Genomic DNA, 18,938 nt, shown 5'->3' with positions numbered 1-18,938 from the left:
CAGGACGGAGCACATCCCCCATGCGCATCCTTGGTATCAACGCCCTGTTCCACGACCCCGCCGCCGCCCTCGTCGTCGACGGGCAGGCCGTGGCGGCCGCCGAGGAGGAGCGCTTCAGCCGGCGCAAGCACGGCAAGCGCCCGGTGCCCTTCTCCGCCTGGGAGCTGCCCGAGCTCGCCGCCCGCTGGTGCCTCGAGCACCACGGGCTCACCCCCGCCGACCTGGACGCCGTCACCTACTCCTTCGACCCCGCCCTCGCCCGGCCCGCCGCCGACCTGGGCCTGGACGACCCCTTCGACCACCTCCGCCTCGACTACGCGCGCCGCGCCCCCGAGTTCCTCGCCGAGGCCCTGCCCGGCCTGGACCCGGCCCGGGTGGTCTTCGTCCCCCACCACGTCGCCCACGCCGCCTCCGCCGGACCCGCCTCCCCCCACCCCGACAGCGCCGTCCTCGTCCTGGACGGCCGGGGCGAGGCCGCCTCCCACCTGGCCGGCCGCTACCGCGACGGCAAGCTGGACACCCTCGCCACCCAGGCCCTGCCCCACTCCCTCGGCCTGGTCTACGAGGAACTCACCGAGCACCTCGGCTTCCTGCGCAGCAGCGACGAGTACAAGGTGATGGCCCTCGCCTCCTACGGCACCCCCCGCCACCTGGCCCGGCTGCGCGAACACGTCCACGCCACCGGCGACGGCGGCTTCCGCGCCCACGGCGTCGACTGGGCCGCCCTCACCCCGCGCCGCGCCCCGCACGAACCCTGGAACCAGGACCACGCCGACCTGGCCGCCAGTGCCCAGGCCGTCCTGGAGGAGGTCCTGCTGGACCTCGTGCACTGGCTGCACCGCGAAGCCGGCGGCGACGCCCTCACCCTGGCCGGCGGTGTCGCCCTGAACTGTGTCGCCAACTCGCGCCTCGCCGCCCGCGGACCGTACCGCCACGTGTGGGTGCAGCCCGCCGCCGGTGACGCCGGCACCGCCCTCGGCGGCGCCCTGCACGTCTCCGCCCAGGAGGGCGTCACCACCCTGCCCATGCCCGGCGCCGACCTCGGCCGCGGCTGGAGCGACGACGAACTGCGCGACTGGCTCGACCGGGCCGCCGTCCCCTACGAGCGGCCCGACGACATCGCCGAGACCGTCGCCGAGGAACTCGCCCGGGACGGCGTCGTCGCCTGGTTCCAGGGCCGCAGCGAGTACGGACCGCGCGCCCTCGGCCACCGCTCCCTGCTCGCCCACCCCGGCCGCGCCGAGAACCTCGAACGGCTCAACCAGGTCAAGGGCCGCGAGGAGTTCCGGCCGGTCGCCCCCATGGTGCTCGCCGACCGCGCCGCCGACCTGTTCTCCGGCGGCCCGCTGCCCAGCCCGTACATGCTCTTCGTGCACGACGTGGCCGCCGGATGGCGCGACCGCATCCCCGCCGTCGTCCACGTCGACGGCACCGCCCGCATCCAGACCGTCGACGAGCGGCAGGAGCCCCTGGTCGCCCGGATGCTGCACGGCTTCGAACGCCGCACCGGGCTCCCCGTCGTCGTCAACACCAGCCTCAACACCGCCGGCCGGCCCATGGTCGACGACCCGCGCGACGCCCTGGAGTGCTTCGGCTCCGCCCCCGTCGACCTGCTCGCCATCGGCCCCTACGCGGTGCGCCGGGGGAGGGCCTACGCATGACCGCCTACGCCGTCGTGATCCCCACCCTGGTGCGGGACACGCTCGCCGACTGCCTCGCCGCCCTGGCCGCCGCCACCGGGCCGCGCCCCGACGAGATCGTCCTCGTCGACGACCGGCCCGACCCCGACCCGGCCGCGCTCGACCACCCGCTGGGCGTCCTCGGCGACCTGCGCGACCGCACCACCGTCCTCACCGGCGGCGGACGCGGACCCGCCGCCGCCCGCAACACCGGACTGCGCGCCGTCTCCGCCCCCTGGGTGGCCTTCCTCGACGACGACGTCCAGGTCGGCCCGAACTGGTGCGCACAACTCACCGAGGACCTCGCCGACGCGCCCCCCGACGTCGCCGGCGTCCAGGGCGTCATCACCGTGCCGCTGCCCGGCGAACGCCGCCCCACCGACTGGGAACGCGGCACCGCCGGACTGGCCCGGGCCCGCTGGATCACCGCCGACATGGCCTACCGCACCGAGGCGTTGAAGCAGGTCGGCGGCTTCGACGAACGCTTCCCGCGGGCCTTCCGCGAGGACGCCGACCTCGCCCTGCGCATCCTCGGCCGGGGCCTGCGCATCCGGCGCGGCAGCCGCACCACCCGGCACCCCGTGCGCCCCGCCTCCCGCTGGGCCTCCCTCAGGCAGCAGCGCGGCAACGCGGACGACGCGCTCATGCGGCGCCTGCACGGCCCCGACTGGTGGGACAAGGCCGCCGCCCCCCGCGGCCGGATCCGCCGCCACGCCGCGATCACCGCCGCCGGGGCCGCCGCCTGCGTCCTGGCCGCCACCGGACACCGGCGGGCGGCCACCGCCTGCGCCCTCGGCTGGGCGGCCGGCACCGCCGAGTTCGCCCGCGCCCGCATCCTCCCCGGGCCGCGCACCCGCGACGAGGTGACCACCATGCTCGTCACCAGCGCCCTCATCCCGCCCGCCGCCACCTGGCACCGCCTCACCGGCGCCTGGCGCCACCGCCGCGCCCCCGCCTGGCAGGAGGCGGCCCGGTGAGCCCGGTCCGCGCCGTCCTGTTCGACCGCGACGGCACCCTCGTCCACGACGTCCCCTACAACGGGGACCCCGCCCGCGTGCGCCCCGTCGAGGGCGCCCGGGAGGCGGTCGCCGCCCTGCGCCAACGGGGCGTGCGCACCGGCGTCGTCACCAACCAGTCCGGCATCGCCCGCGGACTGATCACCGAGACCGACGCCCGCGCCGTCAACCGCCGCGTCGACGACCTCCTCGGCCCGTTCGACGTGTGGGCGCTGTGCCCGCACGGCCCCGACGACGGCTGCGCCTGCCGCAAACCCCGCCCCGGCATGGTCCTGTGGGCCGCCGGACGGCTGTGCACCGACCCCGCCGACTGCGTCGTCATCGGCGACATCGGCGCCGACGTCGAGGCCGCCCACCGGGCGGGCGCCCGCGCCGTCCTCGTCCCGACCCCCGCGACCCGACCGGCGGAGACGGCCGCCGCACCCCACGTCGCCCCGGACCTGACGACGGCCGTCCGCGCGGTGCTGGACGGCCTGCCGGAGCCCGGCCGGACCACCACCCCGGCCGCCGGATCCCCGGCGCCCGGGAGGCACCCGTGAAGGCCCTCGTCACCCGGCTCGACAGCTTCGGCGACGTGCTGCTCGCCGGGCCCGCCGTGCGCGCCGTCGCGGCCCGCGCGGACCACGTCACCCTGCTGTGCAGGCCGCTCGGCGAGCCCGCCGCCCGGCTCCTGCCCGGCGTCGACGACGTCCTCGTCTGGGACGCGCCCTGGGCCGGGTTCCGCCCGCCGCCCGTCCGGCGCGACGACATCGACGCCCTCGTCGGCCGGATCGCCGCCACCGGCGCCGACACCGCGCTCGTCCTCACCTCCTTCCACCAGTCCCCGCTGCCCACCGCCCTGCTGCTGCGCATGGCGGGCGTCCGGCACATCGCCGCCGACAGCGAGGACTACCCCGGCTCCCTCCTCGACGTGCGCCACCACCGCGCCCCGCACGCCCACGAGGCCGAGGCCGCGCTGGATCTCGCCGGCGCCGCCGGGTTCCCGTGCCCCGACGACGGCCGCCTGCGCGTCCTCGCGCCCCCGGACACCGAGCCGCTGACCGGCCCCGCCGGCTACGTCGTCGTCCACCCCGGCGCCAGCGTCCCCGCCCGCGCCTGGAGCCCCGGCCGGTGCGCCGAGGCGGTCGCCGACCTCACCGACGCCGGGTACCGGGTGGTGGTGACCGGCGGCCCCGGCGAGCGGGACCTGACCGCCCGCGTCGCCGGCGACCACGCCCTCGACCTCGGCGGCCGCACCGACGCCGCCCGACTCGCCGGGGTGCTCGCCCGGGCCGCCTGCGCGGTCACCGGCAACACCGGCCCCGCCCACCTCGCCGCCGCCGTCGGCACCCCCGTGGTGTCCCTGTTCGCGCCGGTCGTCCCGGCCGGACGGTGGCGGCCGTACGGCGTGCCCTGCGTGCTGCTCGGCGACCAGAACGCGCCGTGCGCCGGCACCAGGGCCCGCACCTGTCCCGTCCCCGGCCACCCGTGTCTGGACGGCGTGACCGCGCTCGACGTCGTAGCCGCCGTCGGCAAGCTGGTGGAGGTGGCATGAGGATCCTGCTCTGGCACGTGCACGGGTCGTGGACCACGGCCTTCGTGCAGGGCCCCCACACCTACGTCGTCCCCGTCACCCCCGACCGCGGGCCCGACGGCCTCGGCCGCGCCCGCACCTTCGACTGGCCCGACTCCGTCGTCGAGGTCCCGCCGGAACGGCTGCGGGACGAGGACATCGACGTCGTCGTGCTCCAGCGCCCCCACGAACTGGCCCTGGTGGACGCCTGGCTGGGCCGCCGCCCGCCGATGATCTGGCTGGAGCACAACGCCCCGCACGGCGACGTCCCCGACACCCGGCACCCCGCCGCCGACGTGCCCGGCGTCACCCTCGTGCACGTCACCCACTTCAACCGCCTGATGTGGGACGCGGGCGCCACCCCCACCACCGTCGTCGAACACGGCATCGTCGACCCCGGCCCGCGGTGGACCGGCGAGCTGCCCCGGGCCGCCGTCGTGGTCAACGAGCCGGTCCGGCGCGGCCGTACCACCGGCACCGACCTGCTGCCCGCGTTCGCCGACGCGGCCCCCCTGGACGTGTTCGGGATGGGCACCGAGGGCGTCGCCGCGCACGTCGGCCTGCCCCCCGACCGGTGCCGCGCCCACGAACTCGCCCAGCGCGACCTGCACGCGGAGATGGCCCGCCGCCGCGTCTACGTCCACCCCGTCCGCTGGACCTCCCTCGGCCTGTCCCTGCTGGAGGCGATGCACCTCGCCATGCCGGTGGTCGCCCTCGCCACCACCGAGGTCACCGAGGCGGTCCCGCCCGGCGCCGGGGTGGTCTCCAACCGGATCGACGTCCTGACCGACGCCGTCCGCGACTTCCTCGCCGACCCGCTGTACGCCCGCGGCGTCGGCGAGGCGGCCCGAGCGGCGGCCCTCGCCCGCTACGGGCTCCCCCGCTTCCTGGACGACTGGGAGCGGCTGCTGAAGGAGGTGACCCGATGAGGATCGCCATGGTGTCCGAACACGCCAGCCCCCTGGCCGCGCTCGGCGGCGTCGACGCCGGCGGCCAGAACGTGTACGTGGCGCGGCTCAGCGAGGAACTGGCCCGCCGCGGCCACCACGTCACGGTCTACACCCGCCGCGACACGGTGACCCTGCCCGACCGGGTGCCGCTGCCCGGCGGGGCCGTCGTCGAGCACGTGCCCGCGGGCCCGCCGGAGACCGTCCCCAAGGACGAACTGCTGCCGCACATGGCCGCGTTCGGCGCCCACCTGACGCGGGCCTGGGGCCGGGACCGGCCCGACGTGGTGCACGCCCACTTCTGGATGTCCGGCATGGCCTCCCAGGTCGGCGCCCGCCCGTACGGCATCCCGGTGGTGCAGACGTTCCACGCCCTGGGCACCGTCAAGCGCCGCCACCAGGGATGGCGGGACACCAGCCCGCCCGCCCGCATCGGCATCGAACGGCAACTCGCCGGCACCTGCGAACGCATCCTCGCCACCTGCTCCGACGAGGTCGCGGAACTCGCGGCGACGGGCGTGCCCGCCCGGCGCGTCTCGGTGGTGCCGTGCGGCGTCGACGCCGGCCACTTCCGCCCCGGCGTCACCGGCCCCGGCATCCCGCCGCGGCGGGCCCGGCACCGGCTGCTGGCCTGCGGCCGGCTGGTCCGCCGCAAGGGCTACGACCTCGCCGTGCGCGCCCTGGCCCGCGTCCCGGACGCGGAACTCGTCCTCGCGGGCGGCCCCGCCGCCGGGCGCCTGGACCGCGACCCCGAGGCGCGCCGGCTGTGGCACCTGGCGCACCGCACGGGCGTCGCCGACCGGGTGCGGATGCTCGGCGCCGTCGACCCCGCCGCCATGCCCGCCCTGATCGGCAGCGCCGACCTGGTGCTGTGCACCCCCGCCTACGAACCCTTCGGCATCGTCCCCCTGGAGGCGATGGCGTGCGGCGTCCCGGTCGTCGCCACCGATGTCGGCGGCCACCGCGACAGCGTCGCCGACGGCACCACCGGCCGGCTCGTCACCCCCGGCGACCCGGACGCGGTCGCCACCGCCGTGCGCGACCTCCTCGCCGACGACGACACCCGCCGCGCGTACGGGGCCGCCGGCCGCGCCCGCGTCCTCGACCACTACACCTGGCAGCGGGTCGCCGACGGCGTCGAGCGGGTCCACCGCCAGGTCCTGGCCGCACACACGATCCCGAAGGAGGTGGCCTGATGACCGTGCACCCTCCCGTCACCGGGCACTGCGACCGACTGGCCGAGGCGCTGGCCGCCTTCCGGGCGCACGCGCCCCTCGTCGCGCGGTGGGGCGAACGGCTCGCCGAGGTCCTCACCGCCGGCGGCCGGCTGCTGGCCGCGGGCAACGGCGGCAGCGCGGCCCAGGCCCAGCACCTGACCGCCGAACTCGTCGGCCGCTACCGCGACGACCGGCCCGCGTTCTCCGCCATCGCCCTGCACGCCGACACCTCCAGCACCACCGCCATCGCCAACGACTACGGCGTCGACGCGGTGTTCGCCCGCCAGGTCCGGGCGCACGGCCGGCCCGGCGACGTGCTGATGCTGCTGTCCACCAGCGGCGCCAGCGCCAACCTGCTGTCCGCCGCCGACGCCGCCCGCGCGGCCGGACTGCGCGTGTGGGCCCTCACCGGACCCGCCCCCAACCCGCTCATGGCGTGCAGCGACGAGTCCCTGTGCGTCGAGGCGCCCCGCGCCGCCACCGTCCAGGAACTCCACCTGGTGGCCGTGCACATGATGTGCGGGGCCTTCGACGCGGCGCTGGAGAGCGGAAGGTGGCGGGAGGGCACCGAGGGACGGAGGGTGTCGTGAGCGGCACCGGCGTCAAGGCGCCCCTGCTGGTCGTCGGCGACGCCCTCCTCGACCGCGACCTCACCGGCAGCTCCGAACGGCTCGCCCCCGACGCCCCCGTCCCCGTCGTCGACGACTGCGCCGAGACCACCCGGCCCGGCGGCGCCGCCCTCACCGCCTACCTCGCCGCCCGCGACGGCCGCGAGGTCACCCTGGTCACCGCGCTGGGCGGCGACCCGGCCAGCCGCGAACTGAAACGCCTCCTGCGGCCCTGGGTCGAGGTGATCCCCCTGCCGCTGACCGGGGCCCTGCCGGAGAAGACCCGCATCCTGGCCGGGGACCGCCCGGTGGCCCGCCTGGACCGCGGTGACGGCCGCGCCCGCGCCGCCACCGACGAGGCCCGCGAGGCGGTCCTCGGCGCGTCCGCCGTCCTGGTCTCCGACTACGGCCGCGGCACCGCCGACGCCCTGCGCGACGTCCTGACCGCCCGCCCGCCGCTGGTCTGGGACCCGCACCCGCGCGGCGGGCCGCCGGTGCCCGGAACCCGGCTGGTCACGCCAGCCGAGAAGGAGGCGCAGGCCCACGCCCCCGACGCGGCGCCCGCCCGGCGGGACCTGTACGGGGTCGCCCACGGGGCCGCCACCCTCGTCCGGCAGTGGAAGGCCGCCGCCGTCGCCGTCACCCTCGGCGCCCGCGGCGCGCTGCTCTCCTACGGCGACCACCCCCTGCTGGTGCCCGCCGCCGCCGTGCACCGCGGCGACCCCTGCGGCGCCGGCGACCGCTTCGCCGCCACCGCTGCCGGGCTGCTCGCCGACGGCGCCCTGGTCGGCGAGGCGGTGGAACGCGCCGTCGCCGACGCGACCGCCTTCGTCGGCGCGGGCGGCGCGGGCGCCGTGCCCCGCGCCGACGCCGCCCACGGCCACCGTCCCGACGGCGACGACCCGTTCGCCCTCGCGGCGGGCGTCCGCGCCGCCCACGGCACGGTCGTCGCCGCGGGCGGCTGCTTCGACCTGCTGCACGCCGGCCACGTCGGCCTCCTCCAGGCCGCCCGGGACCTCGGCGACTGCCTGGTGGTGTGCGTCAACTCCGACGCCTCCGTACGGCGCCGCAAGGGCCCCGGCCGCCCGGTCAACCCCATCGACGACCGGGTACGGGTGCTGCGCGCCCTGGCCTGCGTCGACGCCGTCGCGGTGTTCGACGAGGACACCCCCGAGCGCCTGCTGACGGACCTGCGCCCCGACGTCTGGGTCAAGGGCGGCGACTACGCCGCCGCCGACCTGCCCGAGGCGGCCCTCCTCGACGCCTGGGGCGGCCAGGCCGTCCTGCTGCCCTACCTCGCGGGCCGCTCCTCCACCGGCATGCTGGAACGCGCCACGGAGCGCCGGCCGTGACCCCCCGGCCCGCGCCCGGCCGCCCGAACGCCGTCCCGCCGGGGGGTACGGCGGCCCGGGCGGCGGGCGGCGCACCCGCCGCCGCCCCGATCCGCCGGCCGCCCGGAGCGACCGGGCGCGCCGCGGCGCGCCCCGGCGCCGGGAGTGCCGGGCCTGCGCCCGGGAGTGCCGGGCCGGTGCCGGGGCCTGCCGGGCCCGCGTCCGAGAGCACCGAGCTGGTTCCGGGGTCTGTCGGGTCCGTTCCTGAGTCCGCCGGGCTGGTGCCGGGGTCGGCTGGTTTGACGCCTGATTCCGTCGCGCCCGCGGCCCGGAGCGGTGGGCCCGCGCCCCGGAGCGGTGGGTCCGCGCTCCGGAGCGGTGGGTCCGCGCGCGATTCCGCCGGGCCCGCGCCCGGGAGTGCCGAGCCCGTGCCGGGGCCTGCCGGGCCCGCGCCTGGGATCGCCGGGTCCGTGCCCGGGACAGCCGCACGCTCCCCCCGGACCCGGCACGGCGCGGTGCCGGCCGGGGGCACGCGGCCCCGGGTGCTGGTCCTGCGGGCGCTCGGCCTCGGCGATCTGCTCGCCGGCGTGCCCGCCCTGCGGGCCCTGCGCCGGGCCTTCCCCGGCCACGAGCTGGTCCTCGCCGCCCCGTCCGCGCTCGCCCCGGTCGCCGAGGCCACCGGCGCCGTGGACCGGCTGCTGCCCGCCTCCGCGCCCGGCCGGGCCGTGCCCTCGGCCCTCGACTGGACCGGAACGCCCCCCGACCTCGCCGTCGACCTGCACGGCAACGGGCCGCCCAGCCACCTCCTGCTGGCCCGCCTGCGCCCCCGGCGGCTGCTGGCCTTCGCGCACCCGGGCACCCCGGAGATCGACGGCCCGCCCTGGTACCCCGAGGAACACGAACGGGACCGCTGGTGCCGCCTGCTGCGCTGGTACGGCATCGACGCCGACCCCGCCGATCTGCTGCTGCCCCGCCCGGCCGCCACGTCCCCCGCCCCCGGCGCGGTGATCCTGCACCCCGGCGCGGGGGCACCCGCCCGCTGCTGGCCCGTCGAGCGGTACGCGGCCGTCGCCGACGCCCTGCGGGCGCGCGGCCTGCGGGTCGTGGTCACCGGGGGCCCCGACGAGGGCGACCTGGTGGCCCGCCTCGCCAAGCAGGCCGGCCTGCCCGACACCGACGTCCTGGCCGGCGGCGTCCCCTACGACCGGCTGTCCGCCCTGGTCGCCGACGCCCGCGCGGTCGTCAGCGGCGACACCGGTATCGCGCACCTCGCCGTCGCCCACGCCACCCCCACCGTCACCCTCTTCGGGCCGGTCCCGCCCAGCCGCTGGGGCCCGCCGTCCCACCCGCGCCACCTCGCCCTGTGGTACGGCCCCGAAGGAGACCCGCACGCCCGGCGGACCGACCCCGCCCTGCTGCGCATCACCCCGGCCGACGTCCTGGACGCCCTGGCCCGGCTGCCCGGCCCCCGGCCCCCCGGAGAGGAGCCCGCACCGTGACCGCCCCGTCCCCGCCCCGCAGGATCGGCGTCGTCATCGCCACCCGCGACCGCGCCGAGCGGCTCGCCGTCACCCTGCGCCACCTCCTCGCCCTGCCCGAGCGGCCCGAGGTCCTCGTCGCCGACAACGCCTCCACCGACCACACCCGCGCCCTGCTCGCCCGCGACTTCCCCCAGGTCCGCGTGCTGGCCCTGCCCGTCAACCGCGGCGCCCTGGCCCGCAACCACGGCGCCCGCGCCCTCGACACGCCCTACGTGGCGTTCAGCGACGACGACTCCTGGTGGGCGCCCGGCGCCCTCGCCCGGGCGGCCGACCTGTTCGACGCCCACCCGCGCCTCGGCCTGATCGCCGCCCGCACCCTCGTCGGCCCGGACGCGGAACCGGACCCGCTCAACGACGTCCTCGCCCACTCGCCGCTGGGCACCGCCACCGACCTGCCCGGCACCCAGGTCCTGGGCTTCCTGGCCTGCGGCGCCGTGGTCCGCCGCAGCGCCTATCTCGACGCGGGCGGCTTCCACCGGCTGCTGTTCTTCGGCGGCGAGGAGACCCTGCTCGCCTACGACCTGGCCGCCCGAGGCTGGGGCGTCACCCACTGCGCCGATGTCGTCGCCCACCACCATCCGGACCCGGGCCCCCGCGACGGCCGACCGGCCGTGCAGCGCCGCAACGAGCTCCTCACCGCCTGGCTGCGCCGCCCCGTCCCGTACGCGCTGGCCCGCACCGGAGCCCTCGCCGCCGCCGCCCGCAGCGACGGCCACGCCCGCCGGGCCCTGCGCGAGGCCCTCGGCCGCCTGCCCGCCGCGCTGCGCGCCCGCCGCCCGCTGCCGCCGCACGTCGAACGCGCCGCCCGCCTGCTGGACGGGGCGCCCGCATGACCGGCCCCGGGACGACCTCCGTGGAAGGGGGGCACCACGCATGACCGACCCCAGGACGACCGTCGTCGTCATCACCCACAACCGGCGCCGCGAACTCCTGCGCACCCTCGGCCACCTCGCGGCGCTGCCCGAACGCCCCCGGGTGATCGTCACCGACAACGCCTCCACCGACGGCACCGCCGAGGCCGTCGCCCTGCGCCACCCGGAGGTGCGGCTGCTGCGCCCTGGCCGCAACCTCGGCGCCGTGGGCCGCAACCTCGCCGTCCGTGAGGTGCGCACCCCCTACATCGCCTTCTGCGACGACGACTCCTGGTGGGCACCCGGCTCCCTGGCCGGCGCCGCCGACCTCCTCGACCGGCACCCCGGCCTCGCGTCGGTCACCGCCCGGATCGTCGTCGAACCCGACGGCACCGAGGACCCCATCGTCCGCGAACTGCGCCACTCACCGGTCCCCGGCCCGCCCTGGCTGCCCGGACCCGCCCTCGGCTCGTTCCTGGCCGCGGCCACCGTGCTGCGCGCCGACGCCTTCCGCGCCGCCGGCGGCTTCCACCCCCGGCTGTGGCTCGGCGGCGAGGAGGAACTGCTGGCCGCCGACCTCGCGGCCGACGGCTGGTGGCTCACCTACGCCGATCACCTGACGATCCATCACCAGGCGTCGGCGGCCCGCGACTCCACGCTGCGCCGCCGCCACGGCATCCGCAACACCCTCTGGTTCACCTGGCTGCGCCGCCCGCCCCGGGCGGCCCTGCGCCGCACCGTGAACCTGGCCCGCACGGTCCCGCGCGACACCACCTCGCTGCGCGCCTTCGCGGAGGCGACGGCCGCCCTCCCCTGGGTCCTCCGCGAGCGCCGCGTCCTGCCGCACGAGGTGGAGTCCCGGCTGCGCCTGCTCGAACCCTCCCAGCGTGACTCCACGGCCCGGCGGTACACGGGCTGACCGGCCCGCACCGCCAGGGGAGCACCAACCGGGTGGACGGGTGCGCCGGAACGCCTTCAGCCGCCGGACCAGCGGCACAGCAGCCTGAACACCGCGAACAGCGTCGGCGGCCACACCAGGGCGAACGCCCAGATCACGCCCGGTGACGAGGTGACCATCCCGGTCACCGACAGGGCGACGGACAGTGCGCACAGCAGGGCCACCGTGAGGGTGTGCGGGCGGTAGGAACCGACCCGCCTCAGCAGGCCCGGCACGTCGGGCCACCGGCTCCACCGCAGGGTGCGCAGCCGCCGCGCCAGGCGACGGTCGCGGCACAGGGCCCGTTCGATCTCGTCGAGCAGCCGCTGCTCGTGGTCGGGGAGTCGACCGATGGACACAGCACCTCCCGGGACGGAACGGCGGGAACGTCCGCTCCGAGTGCCCCGCCCCGCCCGGGCCCAACCCGGGCCCGATCCGGGCCCAACCCGGCCCAAGCCGGGCCCGGTCCGACCCGGACCCGGCGGGCGCGGAGGACCTCGGACACCCGGCCCGCGGCGCACTCCCGTGGCCCGCCCCTCGGGCGGACGACGGCAAGGTGACGACAGGACCCGGCGTGGCCAAGGGACCCTCGACCCCCGCACGCCGCCGCAGGTCGCGCCGCCCTACCGCACCGTGCTCGTCGTCAGCGCCTCGACCAGGTGGTCGGCGCTGTCGGGGGCGGTGTCCTCGCGGAAGGCGTCGCGGGCCTGGCGGGCGGCGACCCGGCCCGAGGTCAGGCACCAGTACCACCAGCGGTCCAGTCCGCGTTCGTCCAGCCGCTCGGCGGGCAGCAGCGCGGGCCACCCGCAGGCGCGGGCCTGGGCGGAGACCTTGGCGCCGCCCGCCACCGGATCCACGGCGAGGACGGGCGTGCCCACCCGCAGCCCGAGGACCAGCCCGTGCAGCCGGTCGGTCACCACCAGGTCGAGCCGGGCCAGGACGGACTGGGTCTGGGCCGGGGTGGCGTTCAGGTGCCAGTCGGATGTGTCGAGCCGGGTGTCCAGTTCCAGCCGGGCGCAGTCCTTGCCGGCCAGCCAGCGCGTCACCGTCTCGGCGACCTGCCCGTGCCGACGCTGCCGACCGTACTCGTGCTGCCCGTGCGTGAGGATGACCCCGACGACGGGCCGGGCGGGCTGGACCGGGGCGTGCGCCGCGAGGTCCTCCACCGGCGGGGCGTCCGGGGCGTCCCGGGCGAGCACCCGGTGGAACCCGGTCACGGCGGGGCTGCCGGGGTCGATCACACTGGTCCCCACCGCGATCCGCACGCAGTGCGCGAACCGCCGGTGCAGTTCCTCGACCTGCGGCCCGTGCAGCGGGCCGCACACGAACACCAGGTGCGAGTAGTCGCCCGGCCGCACGTCGTCGAAGTGGCGGGCGTCCGGCCGGAAGCCGGGGCTCCACACCACGTCGTAACCGATCTCCGCGCCGCGCAGCACCTCTTCGACCCGGTGCAGGGCCAGCACGTCCCCGGCGGTCGCCTCCCCGTCACGGAAGCTGAACCACCCGGTCAGCAGGACCCTCTTCGGGCGCACGTCGTCCTGTGTGAACATCGCGCTCCGAGTGCCCCGCCCGAGATGAACCAATCGTCCCCATTGTCCGGTCGTCCGCGACGTCTGGTCGTCCGATCGTCCGGTCACCCGCGGTGTGCGGCCGTCCGCGACGTCCCGTCGCCCGACCTTCCCCGTCCGGTCCCCCGGGCGACCGCACCACCGGAGGGCAGCTGCCCCCGACCGGAGGGCGACGCAGGACGGCTGCCCACCACAGCGCGGTTGCCCGTCGCGGACGGTGTCCGGCCGCGAGGCCGGTTAGCCTGCCCGCATGACCGCGAAGAGCGAGCGAGGCGCCACTCCGCCGACGGGCCCGGTGCTCGGCCCCCGCGCCCTCAACCGGGCCACTCTCGCACGGCAGTTGCTGCTGCGTCCGGCCGCGATGTCGGCCGAGGCGGCGGTGGGCCACCTGGTCGGCCTCCAGGCGCAGAACGTGAAGCCGCCGTACTACGCGCTCGCCGCCCGTCTCGACGGCTTCACGCCCGAGGCGCTGTCCGGGCCGATGGCGGAGCGCCGGGTCGTCCGCATCGTGACCCTGCGCTCGACCCTGCACACCCACACCGCCGACGACTGCCTCACCCTGCGCCCCCTCGTGCAGCCCGCCCGGGAACGCGAGCTCGCGCTCTTCCGCAAGGGGCTCACCGGCGTCGACCTCGACCGCCTCGCGGCCGTCGCCCGCGAGCTGGTCGAGGCGGAGCCGCGCACCATGAAGCAGCTGCGCGAGGCCCTCCTGGTCCACTGGCCGCACGCCGACCCGCAGGCCCTGGGCATCGCCGCCCGCTGCCTGCTGCCCCTGGTCCAGATCACCCCGCGCGGGCTGTGGGGCCGCAGCGGGCAGGTCGTGCTCACCACCGCCGAGCGCTGGCTGGGACGCCCCTCCGAACCGGCGCCCCGGACACCCGACGCGACCGTGCTGCGCTACCTCGCCGCCTTCGGACCGGCCTCCGTGAAGGACATGCAGACCTGGGCGGGCCTCACCCGGCTGAGCCCCGCCTTCGAACGGCTGCGGCCCCGACTGGTGACCTTCCGCGACGAGCGGGGCACCGAGCTGTTCGACCTTCCCGACGCGCCCCGCCCCGACCCCGGCACCCCGGCGCCGCCCCGCTTCCTGCCCGAGTTCGACAACCTGCTGCTCTCCCACGCCGACCGCTGCCGGGTCGTCCCGGCGGACTACGCGGGCCTCAACTGGCGGGTGAACACCGCCTACCCCGCGCTCCTCGTCGACGGCTTCCTGGCCGGCGTCTGGCGGCTCGACGCCCACGCCCTGGTCGTCGAACCCTTCGGCCGGCTCGACCGGGCCGGCCGTGCCGACGTCGAGGCCGAGGCCGAGCGGATGCTGCGGACGATGCATCCCGGCCGTGCCTACGACATCGGCTTCGGGACGGTACGGACCTGATCCGGCCGGGGCCCCCGCCGGCCGCCGACCGCGCGGGCGGGCGGGTGCCGCCGTGCCGGGACGGCGGCGTGGACCCGCGGACGCGCCGGGCGGCGCCGTAGGAATGGAGAGGGGGCGTTGCGGGCTGCTCGTGGAAGCCCGCAACGCCCCCTGGTCTGTCGGCCCGGCGGTGTCGCCGGGCGCCGGAGCGGCTAGGAGGTGACCTGCGCGGTGACCAGGGAGGAGAACGTGGTCAGCCGGGCGTAGACGCCGGGTGAGCCGGCCGCGGCGCAGCCGTCGCCCCAGGAGGTGATGCCGGCCAGCCGTCCGCCGATCAGCAGGGGGCCGCCGCTGTCGCCCTGGCAGGTGTCCACGCCCCCGGAGGAGTAGCCGGCGCACACCATGTCGCTCGCCACGTAGCGCGAGCCGTAGGAGGTCCGGCAGCTGCTGTCGGACACGGTCGGCACGGTGGCCGTCCGCAGCTGGTTGGAGGAGGTGCCGCCGGAGCGGGTGGTGCCCCAGCCGAGGACGCGGGCGGTCGTCCCGGCCGCGTACACCGAGGTGTCGGTGGGGGAGACGTACGGCGCCGTGGCGTACGGCATCGGCGTCGAGAGCGTCAGGACGGCCACGTCGTCGCCCCGGGTGACGCTGCGGTAGTCCGGGTGGATCCAGATCCGGCTGACCCGCGCGACCGTGCCGTTGGTCCCGTTGAGGTAGGTGCGTCCGCCGACCACGCGCACACTGTTCGTGGTCTCGCCGGTCATGCAGTGCGCGGCGGTGACGACCTTCGTCGGGGCGACCAGCGTGCCGCCGCAGAACTGGTCCTGCGAGGCGTCGGTGATCTGCATCATGAACGGGTAGGCGGACGTGGTGGTCGTCGTACCGCCGACGACGGGCTGGGGCGCGGCGCTCGCGGCCGGGGCGCTGAGCAGGGCGGACGCGGCGGCGGCAGCGGTGGCCGCGAGGACGGCGGCGGATCTCCTGGCACGGGTGAACCCGGACATGGTTCTCCTCGGGGTTTGCCGGTGGGGGGTCGCGCGGGGTGGGGGGTGGTGCACGAGGTCCGGTGACCCGGCCCCCGTGTGCCCGGCGAGCGGCACGGTTTCACGCTACGAGCCCCGGCGCACGCCCCCAATGAGGGAACGCCCTACGGGAGTTGGGGCAGGGAAAACCCTCGGTGGTCCACCTCCGCACCGAGGGTGCCGGCGGGCCCGTTCCTCCGCCCGGCGGGCGGCGGGGGCGTCGGGGCGGCCCGCCCGTGTGCACGGCGAAGTCCGCGACGGCAGCGGGGGAGGCCGGCGGGGGAAGGCAGCCGGGGAGGGGCGGTGGACGGGGCCGGGACGCCGCCCGTCCGGAGACCGGCCGCGGCACCGCCACGCGCACCGGCAGCCGCGGGTGGCAACCCGCAACGGCCCCTGGCACAGCGGCTTCTGACGGGTCGTCGACCGCACCGCCGCTACTGCGTGCGGCGCCCCGCCGCCAGGCGGACGATGTCGACGCGGGAGCGGATGCCGAGCTTGCGGTAGACGCGGGTGAGGGTCGCCTCGACGGTCTTGACGCTGATGAACAGCCGGCCGGCGATCTCCCGGTTGGTGGCCCCCTCCATCACCAGCGAGGCCACCTGCCGTTCCATCGACGCCAGGCCGTCCAGCGCGTCCGGGGCCGCCGGGGGGACCGTCTCCGGCCGTACCGGGCCGGCGGCCACCGCCGCGTCCACCTGGCGCAGCCACGGCACGGCGCGGCAGCGACGGAACAGCCGGGCCGCCTCCTCGTAGGCCACCGCGCCGGGACGGCGGGCGCGCAGCCGGGCCAGCACGAACGCCGAACGGGCCTCCTCCAGCCCGTAGCCCAGCTTGCCGAGGCGGTCCTGGGCCGAGGTCAACAGCGCCTCGGCGGCCTGATGTTCGCCCCGCGCCGCGCGCACCAGCGCTTCCGCGCGGTCCAGCACCGCCAGTACGCCCGGACGGTCCAGGCGCAGTGCGTGCGCCCGGGTGCGGTTGATGAGGTCCTGCGCCTCGGCGGGCTCTCCGACGCGCACCAGCGCCTCGGCCAGGTCACCGTGCCAGCGCCCGCGCGCCGGGTCGGTGATGCCCATGCCCCGCTCCAGCTCCCGCACCCGGCGCAGCGAGCGCACCGCGTCCGCCGCCTCCCCGGCGACCAACTGGGCGTAGCCCAGGGCGGCCAGGGCCCGCGAGAGGTACATCTGGTCGCCGTCCACCTCGGCGTGGTCCGCGGCCTCCCGGGCCAGCGCCAGCGCCCGGTCCACGTCGCCGCCGGACGCCTCCGCGAGGGAGGCGAGCATGGCCGACGCCCCCTCGCCGATGCCGGAGTCCCTGGCCAGCCGCAGGCTCTCGCGGGCCAGGTCCAGGGCCCGGCCGCAGTGCCCGGTGCGCAGTTCGGTGTCGGCGAGGAAGCGCAGGAAGTGCACCTCGCTCTCGACCATGCCGCGCCGCCGCGCCTCGCGCAGCAGCCCGGTGATCGTGGTGCGGGCCTGCGGCAGCTGGTCGCTCATCAGCAGCCAGCGGAAGCGGGCCATCCCCGCCCCGTTGTGGTGGCAGGCCACGTACGGGTCCTGCGGTTCGCGCAGCGCCCGCTTGACGGTCGCGGCGGCGTCCGGGTGACCCATCAGCGTCTCGGTGGAGGACTGGAAGGCGAGCGCCATCAGCTCGGTGCGCCGGTCCTCGCCCCGGGCGGCGAGATCCGCCGCGTGCGCGGCCTCCTGGCGGGCCTTGTCGAAGTCGCCGTGCACCACCAGCTCCCGCCACGCCAGCTGGTAGTGGACCAGGGCCAGCAGCCGCGGGTCGTCACCGGCGTCGGCCAGGACCTGCGGGAAGACCGCGTCGACCTCGCCGAGCGCCTGCCCGGCCGCCTCGATGACGACCATCCAGGCCCGCACCCGCTCGGCCGGCACGGTGGCCCGGGTCAGCACCTCCCGGGCGATGTCCCGGGCGAGGTCCGCCTCCCCGGCGATGATCGCGTCCTCCGCGGCCTGCAACCTCCGCTCGTCCGGGCCCGGCGTGCTGTCGCCCGGGGTGTGCCGGGCGGCGAGCAGGCCGAGCGAGGCGGCGACGGACGGCGCGCCCCGGTCCCGGGCCAGCGCGGCGGCCCCGGCGAGCCGGGCGGCCACGTCCGGGTCGGTGCCGGTGGTGGCCAGCGCCAGGTGCCGGGCGCGTTCGATGGGGTCGGAGGCCGCCGTGGACAGCGCGGTGTGCACGGCCCGCCGCTCGTGCACCGGTGCCTCCGCGTACAGCGCCGCCGAGATCAGCGGGTGCGCGAAGCGCAGCGCGGGATCCTCCGGGTCCGTGGTCAGCAGTCCGAGCGCGGCGGCCTGCGCGGTCTCCGCCTCGGCCTGTTCCCGCCCGGCCGCGTGCAGCAGTGCCAGCGTGGGGCGCGCCCCGGCGCTGGCCACCAGCAGGGTGCGGCGGGCCTCGTCGGACAGCATGCCCAGGCGGCTGAGGACCAGCGCCCGCAGCGAGGTCGGCACGGGCAGCGGCTCGCCCGGCCGGGGCCGGGTGGGGCTCTCGGCGAGGGCCCGGCCGAGTTCCAGCGCGAACAGCGGGTTGCCGGCACTGGTGCGGTGGATGTCGCGGACGGTGGAGCGGGACAGCCCGGTGTAGCCGCGGTGGTCCAGCAGTGCGGAGACCTGGGAGCGGGAGAACGGTCCGAGCCGGACGGCGTGCGTGTCGGGCGGGCAGGCCCGCAGGTGCCGGTCGTACTCCTGGCCCTCGGTGCGCACCGCGCACAGCATCTGCACCGGGGTGTCGCCCAGCCGTCGGGCGGCGAAGCCGAGGAGTTCCGCACTGGCCGAATCCAGCCACTGCAGGTCGTCGGCGACGACGAGGACCGGGCCCTCGGCGGCCAGCGCCCGCAGCGTCGACAGCACGGCGAGCCGCAGCGCCAGCCCGTCCCGCTGGAGGCTGGACTCGCCGCGGCCGGTGAGCGCCGACTCCAGCGCGGTGCGCTGGGCGGCGGGCAGCCCGGCGGAGACGCGGTCCAGGACCAGACCGAACAGGTCCGCGAGCGCCAGGAACGGCAGATGGGATTCGGACTCGGTGGCCGAACACCGCAACACCGTGCGCGCCCCGCCCGCGTTTTCCGCCGCAAGTGCCCGGAGCACGGTCGACTTTCCTATTCCGGCGGGCCCGTGGAGCAGCACACTGCCCCCGTCGGCCAGCTGCCCGCGGGCGTCCGCGTACAGCTCGTCCCGGCCGATGACCAGGTCGGGGCGGCACCTGGCAGGCTCCTTATGGTCCCCTCGCACGGTCACCGCTCCCCTCCGAGTGTCGTGTCCTGGCCAATATTAGGCAATCGACTCTTTCATTTCGGACGGACGGCGT

General features: G+C 77.4%; 16 protein-coding genes. 12 read left to right on the top strand and 4 right to left on the bottom strand.

What is annotated here, in order from left to right; genetic code table 11:
- The first annotated feature begins 20 nt into the window (after positions 1–20).
- The 11 genes from AB0F01_RS16125 to AB0F01_RS16075 all read left to right on the top strand — a co-directional run bounded on the left by AB0F01_RS16125 (position 21) and on the right by AB0F01_RS16075 (position 11,661).
- A complete protein-coding gene (locus AB0F01_RS16125) occupies positions 21–1,661 on the top strand; it encodes a carbamoyltransferase C-terminal domain-containing protein (RefSeq protein WP_362095190.1) in 1,641 nt (546 codons plus the stop codon).
- On the top strand, positions 1,658–2,656 hold the full coding sequence (locus AB0F01_RS16120) for a glycosyltransferase (protein WP_362095187.1): 999 nt from the start codon (positions 1,658–1,660) through the stop codon (positions 2,654–2,656). Before AB0F01_RS16125 ends, AB0F01_RS16120 begins: the two co-directional genes overlap by 4 nt.
- Positions 2,653–3,234 carry an HAD family hydrolase gene (locus AB0F01_RS16115; protein WP_362095184.1) on the top strand — a complete coding sequence of 194 codons (582 nt, stop codon included), beginning with the start codon at positions 2,653–2,655 and terminating at the stop codon, positions 3,232–3,234. Before AB0F01_RS16120 ends, AB0F01_RS16115 begins: the two co-directional genes overlap by 4 nt.
- A complete protein-coding gene (locus AB0F01_RS16110; protein ID WP_362095181.1) occupies positions 3,231–4,229 on the top strand; it encodes a glycosyltransferase family 9 protein in 999 nt (332 codons plus the stop codon). Before AB0F01_RS16115 ends, AB0F01_RS16110 begins: the two co-directional genes overlap by 4 nt.
- Positions 4,226–5,176 (top strand): glycosyltransferase, encoded by a 951-nt coding sequence (locus tag AB0F01_RS16105; protein WP_362095179.1) that lies wholly within the window; start codon positions 4,226–4,228, stop codon positions 5,174–5,176. The genes AB0F01_RS16110 and AB0F01_RS16105 overlap by 4 nt, the downstream gene beginning before the upstream one ends.
- Positions 5,173–6,390 (top strand): glycosyltransferase, encoded by a 1,218-nt coding sequence (locus AB0F01_RS16100; RefSeq protein ID WP_362095178.1) that lies wholly within the window; start codon positions 5,173–5,175, stop codon positions 6,388–6,390. Before AB0F01_RS16105 ends, AB0F01_RS16100 begins: the two co-directional genes overlap by 4 nt.
- A complete protein-coding gene (locus AB0F01_RS16095) occupies positions 6,390–7,001 on the top strand; it encodes an SIS domain-containing protein (RefSeq protein ID WP_362095175.1) in 612 nt (203 codons plus the stop codon). The genes AB0F01_RS16100 and AB0F01_RS16095 overlap by 1 nt, the downstream gene beginning before the upstream one ends.
- Positions 6,998–8,371 (top strand): D-glycero-beta-D-manno-heptose 1-phosphate adenylyltransferase, encoded by a 1,374-nt coding sequence (gene rfaE2, locus AB0F01_RS16090; RefSeq protein ID WP_362095172.1) that lies wholly within the window; start codon positions 6,998–7,000, stop codon positions 8,369–8,371. Before AB0F01_RS16095 ends, rfaE2 begins: the two co-directional genes overlap by 4 nt.
- Positions 8,372–8,865: 494 nt before the next feature.
- Entirely contained in the window at positions 8,866–9,849 is a 984-nt protein-coding gene (locus tag AB0F01_RS16085; RefSeq protein ID WP_362095260.1) for a glycosyltransferase family 9 protein, read from the top strand.
- The gene (locus tag AB0F01_RS16080; protein ID WP_362095169.1) at positions 9,846–10,724 is read left to right on the top strand and encodes a glycosyltransferase; all 879 of its coding nucleotides are present in this window, start codon (positions 9,846–9,848) and stop codon (positions 10,722–10,724) included. Before AB0F01_RS16085 ends, AB0F01_RS16080 begins: the two co-directional genes overlap by 4 nt.
- 40 nt (positions 10,725–10,764) lie before the next feature.
- Entirely contained in the window at positions 10,765–11,661 is an 897-nt protein-coding gene (locus AB0F01_RS16075) for a glycosyltransferase (RefSeq protein WP_362095168.1), read from the top strand.
- A gap of 56 nt (positions 11,662–11,717) precedes the next feature.
- On the opposite strand, the gene AB0F01_RS16070 is transcribed toward AB0F01_RS16075, so the two are convergent.
- Complete coding sequence (locus AB0F01_RS16070) at positions 11,718–12,038, bottom strand: DUF3040 domain-containing protein (protein ID WP_362095165.1); 321 nt, start codon at positions 12,036–12,038, stop codon at positions 11,718–11,720.
- A 264-nt stretch (positions 12,039–12,302) separates the two neighbouring features.
- On the bottom strand, positions 12,303–13,229 hold the full coding sequence (locus AB0F01_RS16065) for a polysaccharide pyruvyl transferase family protein (RefSeq protein ID WP_362095163.1): 927 nt from the start codon (positions 13,227–13,229) through the stop codon (positions 12,303–12,305).
- A 268-nt stretch (positions 13,230–13,497) separates the two neighbouring features.
- Here AB0F01_RS16065 and AB0F01_RS16060 point away from each other — a divergent pair, with 268 nt between their 5' ends.
- On the top strand, positions 13,498–14,622 hold the full coding sequence (locus AB0F01_RS16060) for a winged helix DNA-binding domain-containing protein (RefSeq protein WP_362095160.1): 1,125 nt from the start codon (positions 13,498–13,500) through the stop codon (positions 14,620–14,622).
- A gap of 191 nt (positions 14,623–14,813) precedes the next feature.
- Here the strand turns inward: AB0F01_RS16060 and AB0F01_RS16055 are convergent, their stop codons facing one another.
- Together AB0F01_RS16055 and AB0F01_RS16050 are read right to left on the bottom strand one after the other, a co-directional pair.
- Positions 14,814–15,605 (bottom strand): serine protease, encoded by a 792-nt coding sequence (locus tag AB0F01_RS16055; RefSeq protein WP_362095157.1) that lies wholly within the window; start codon positions 15,603–15,605, stop codon positions 14,814–14,816.
- Positions 15,606–16,057: 452 nt separating this feature from the next.
- On the bottom strand, positions 16,058–18,868 hold the full coding sequence (locus AB0F01_RS16050; RefSeq protein WP_362095154.1) for an AAA family ATPase: 2,811 nt from the start codon (positions 18,866–18,868) through the stop codon (positions 16,058–16,060).
- Positions 18,869–18,938: the final 70 nt, after the last annotated feature.

This window comes from Streptomyces sp. NPDC029526, assembly GCF_040637405.1.
Lineage (GTDB): Bacteria > Actinomycetota > Actinomycetes > Streptomycetales > Streptomycetaceae > Streptomyces.
The sequence above is the reverse complement of the archived record's forward strand: the minus strand, read 5'-3'. Positions and strand labels throughout refer to the sequence as shown.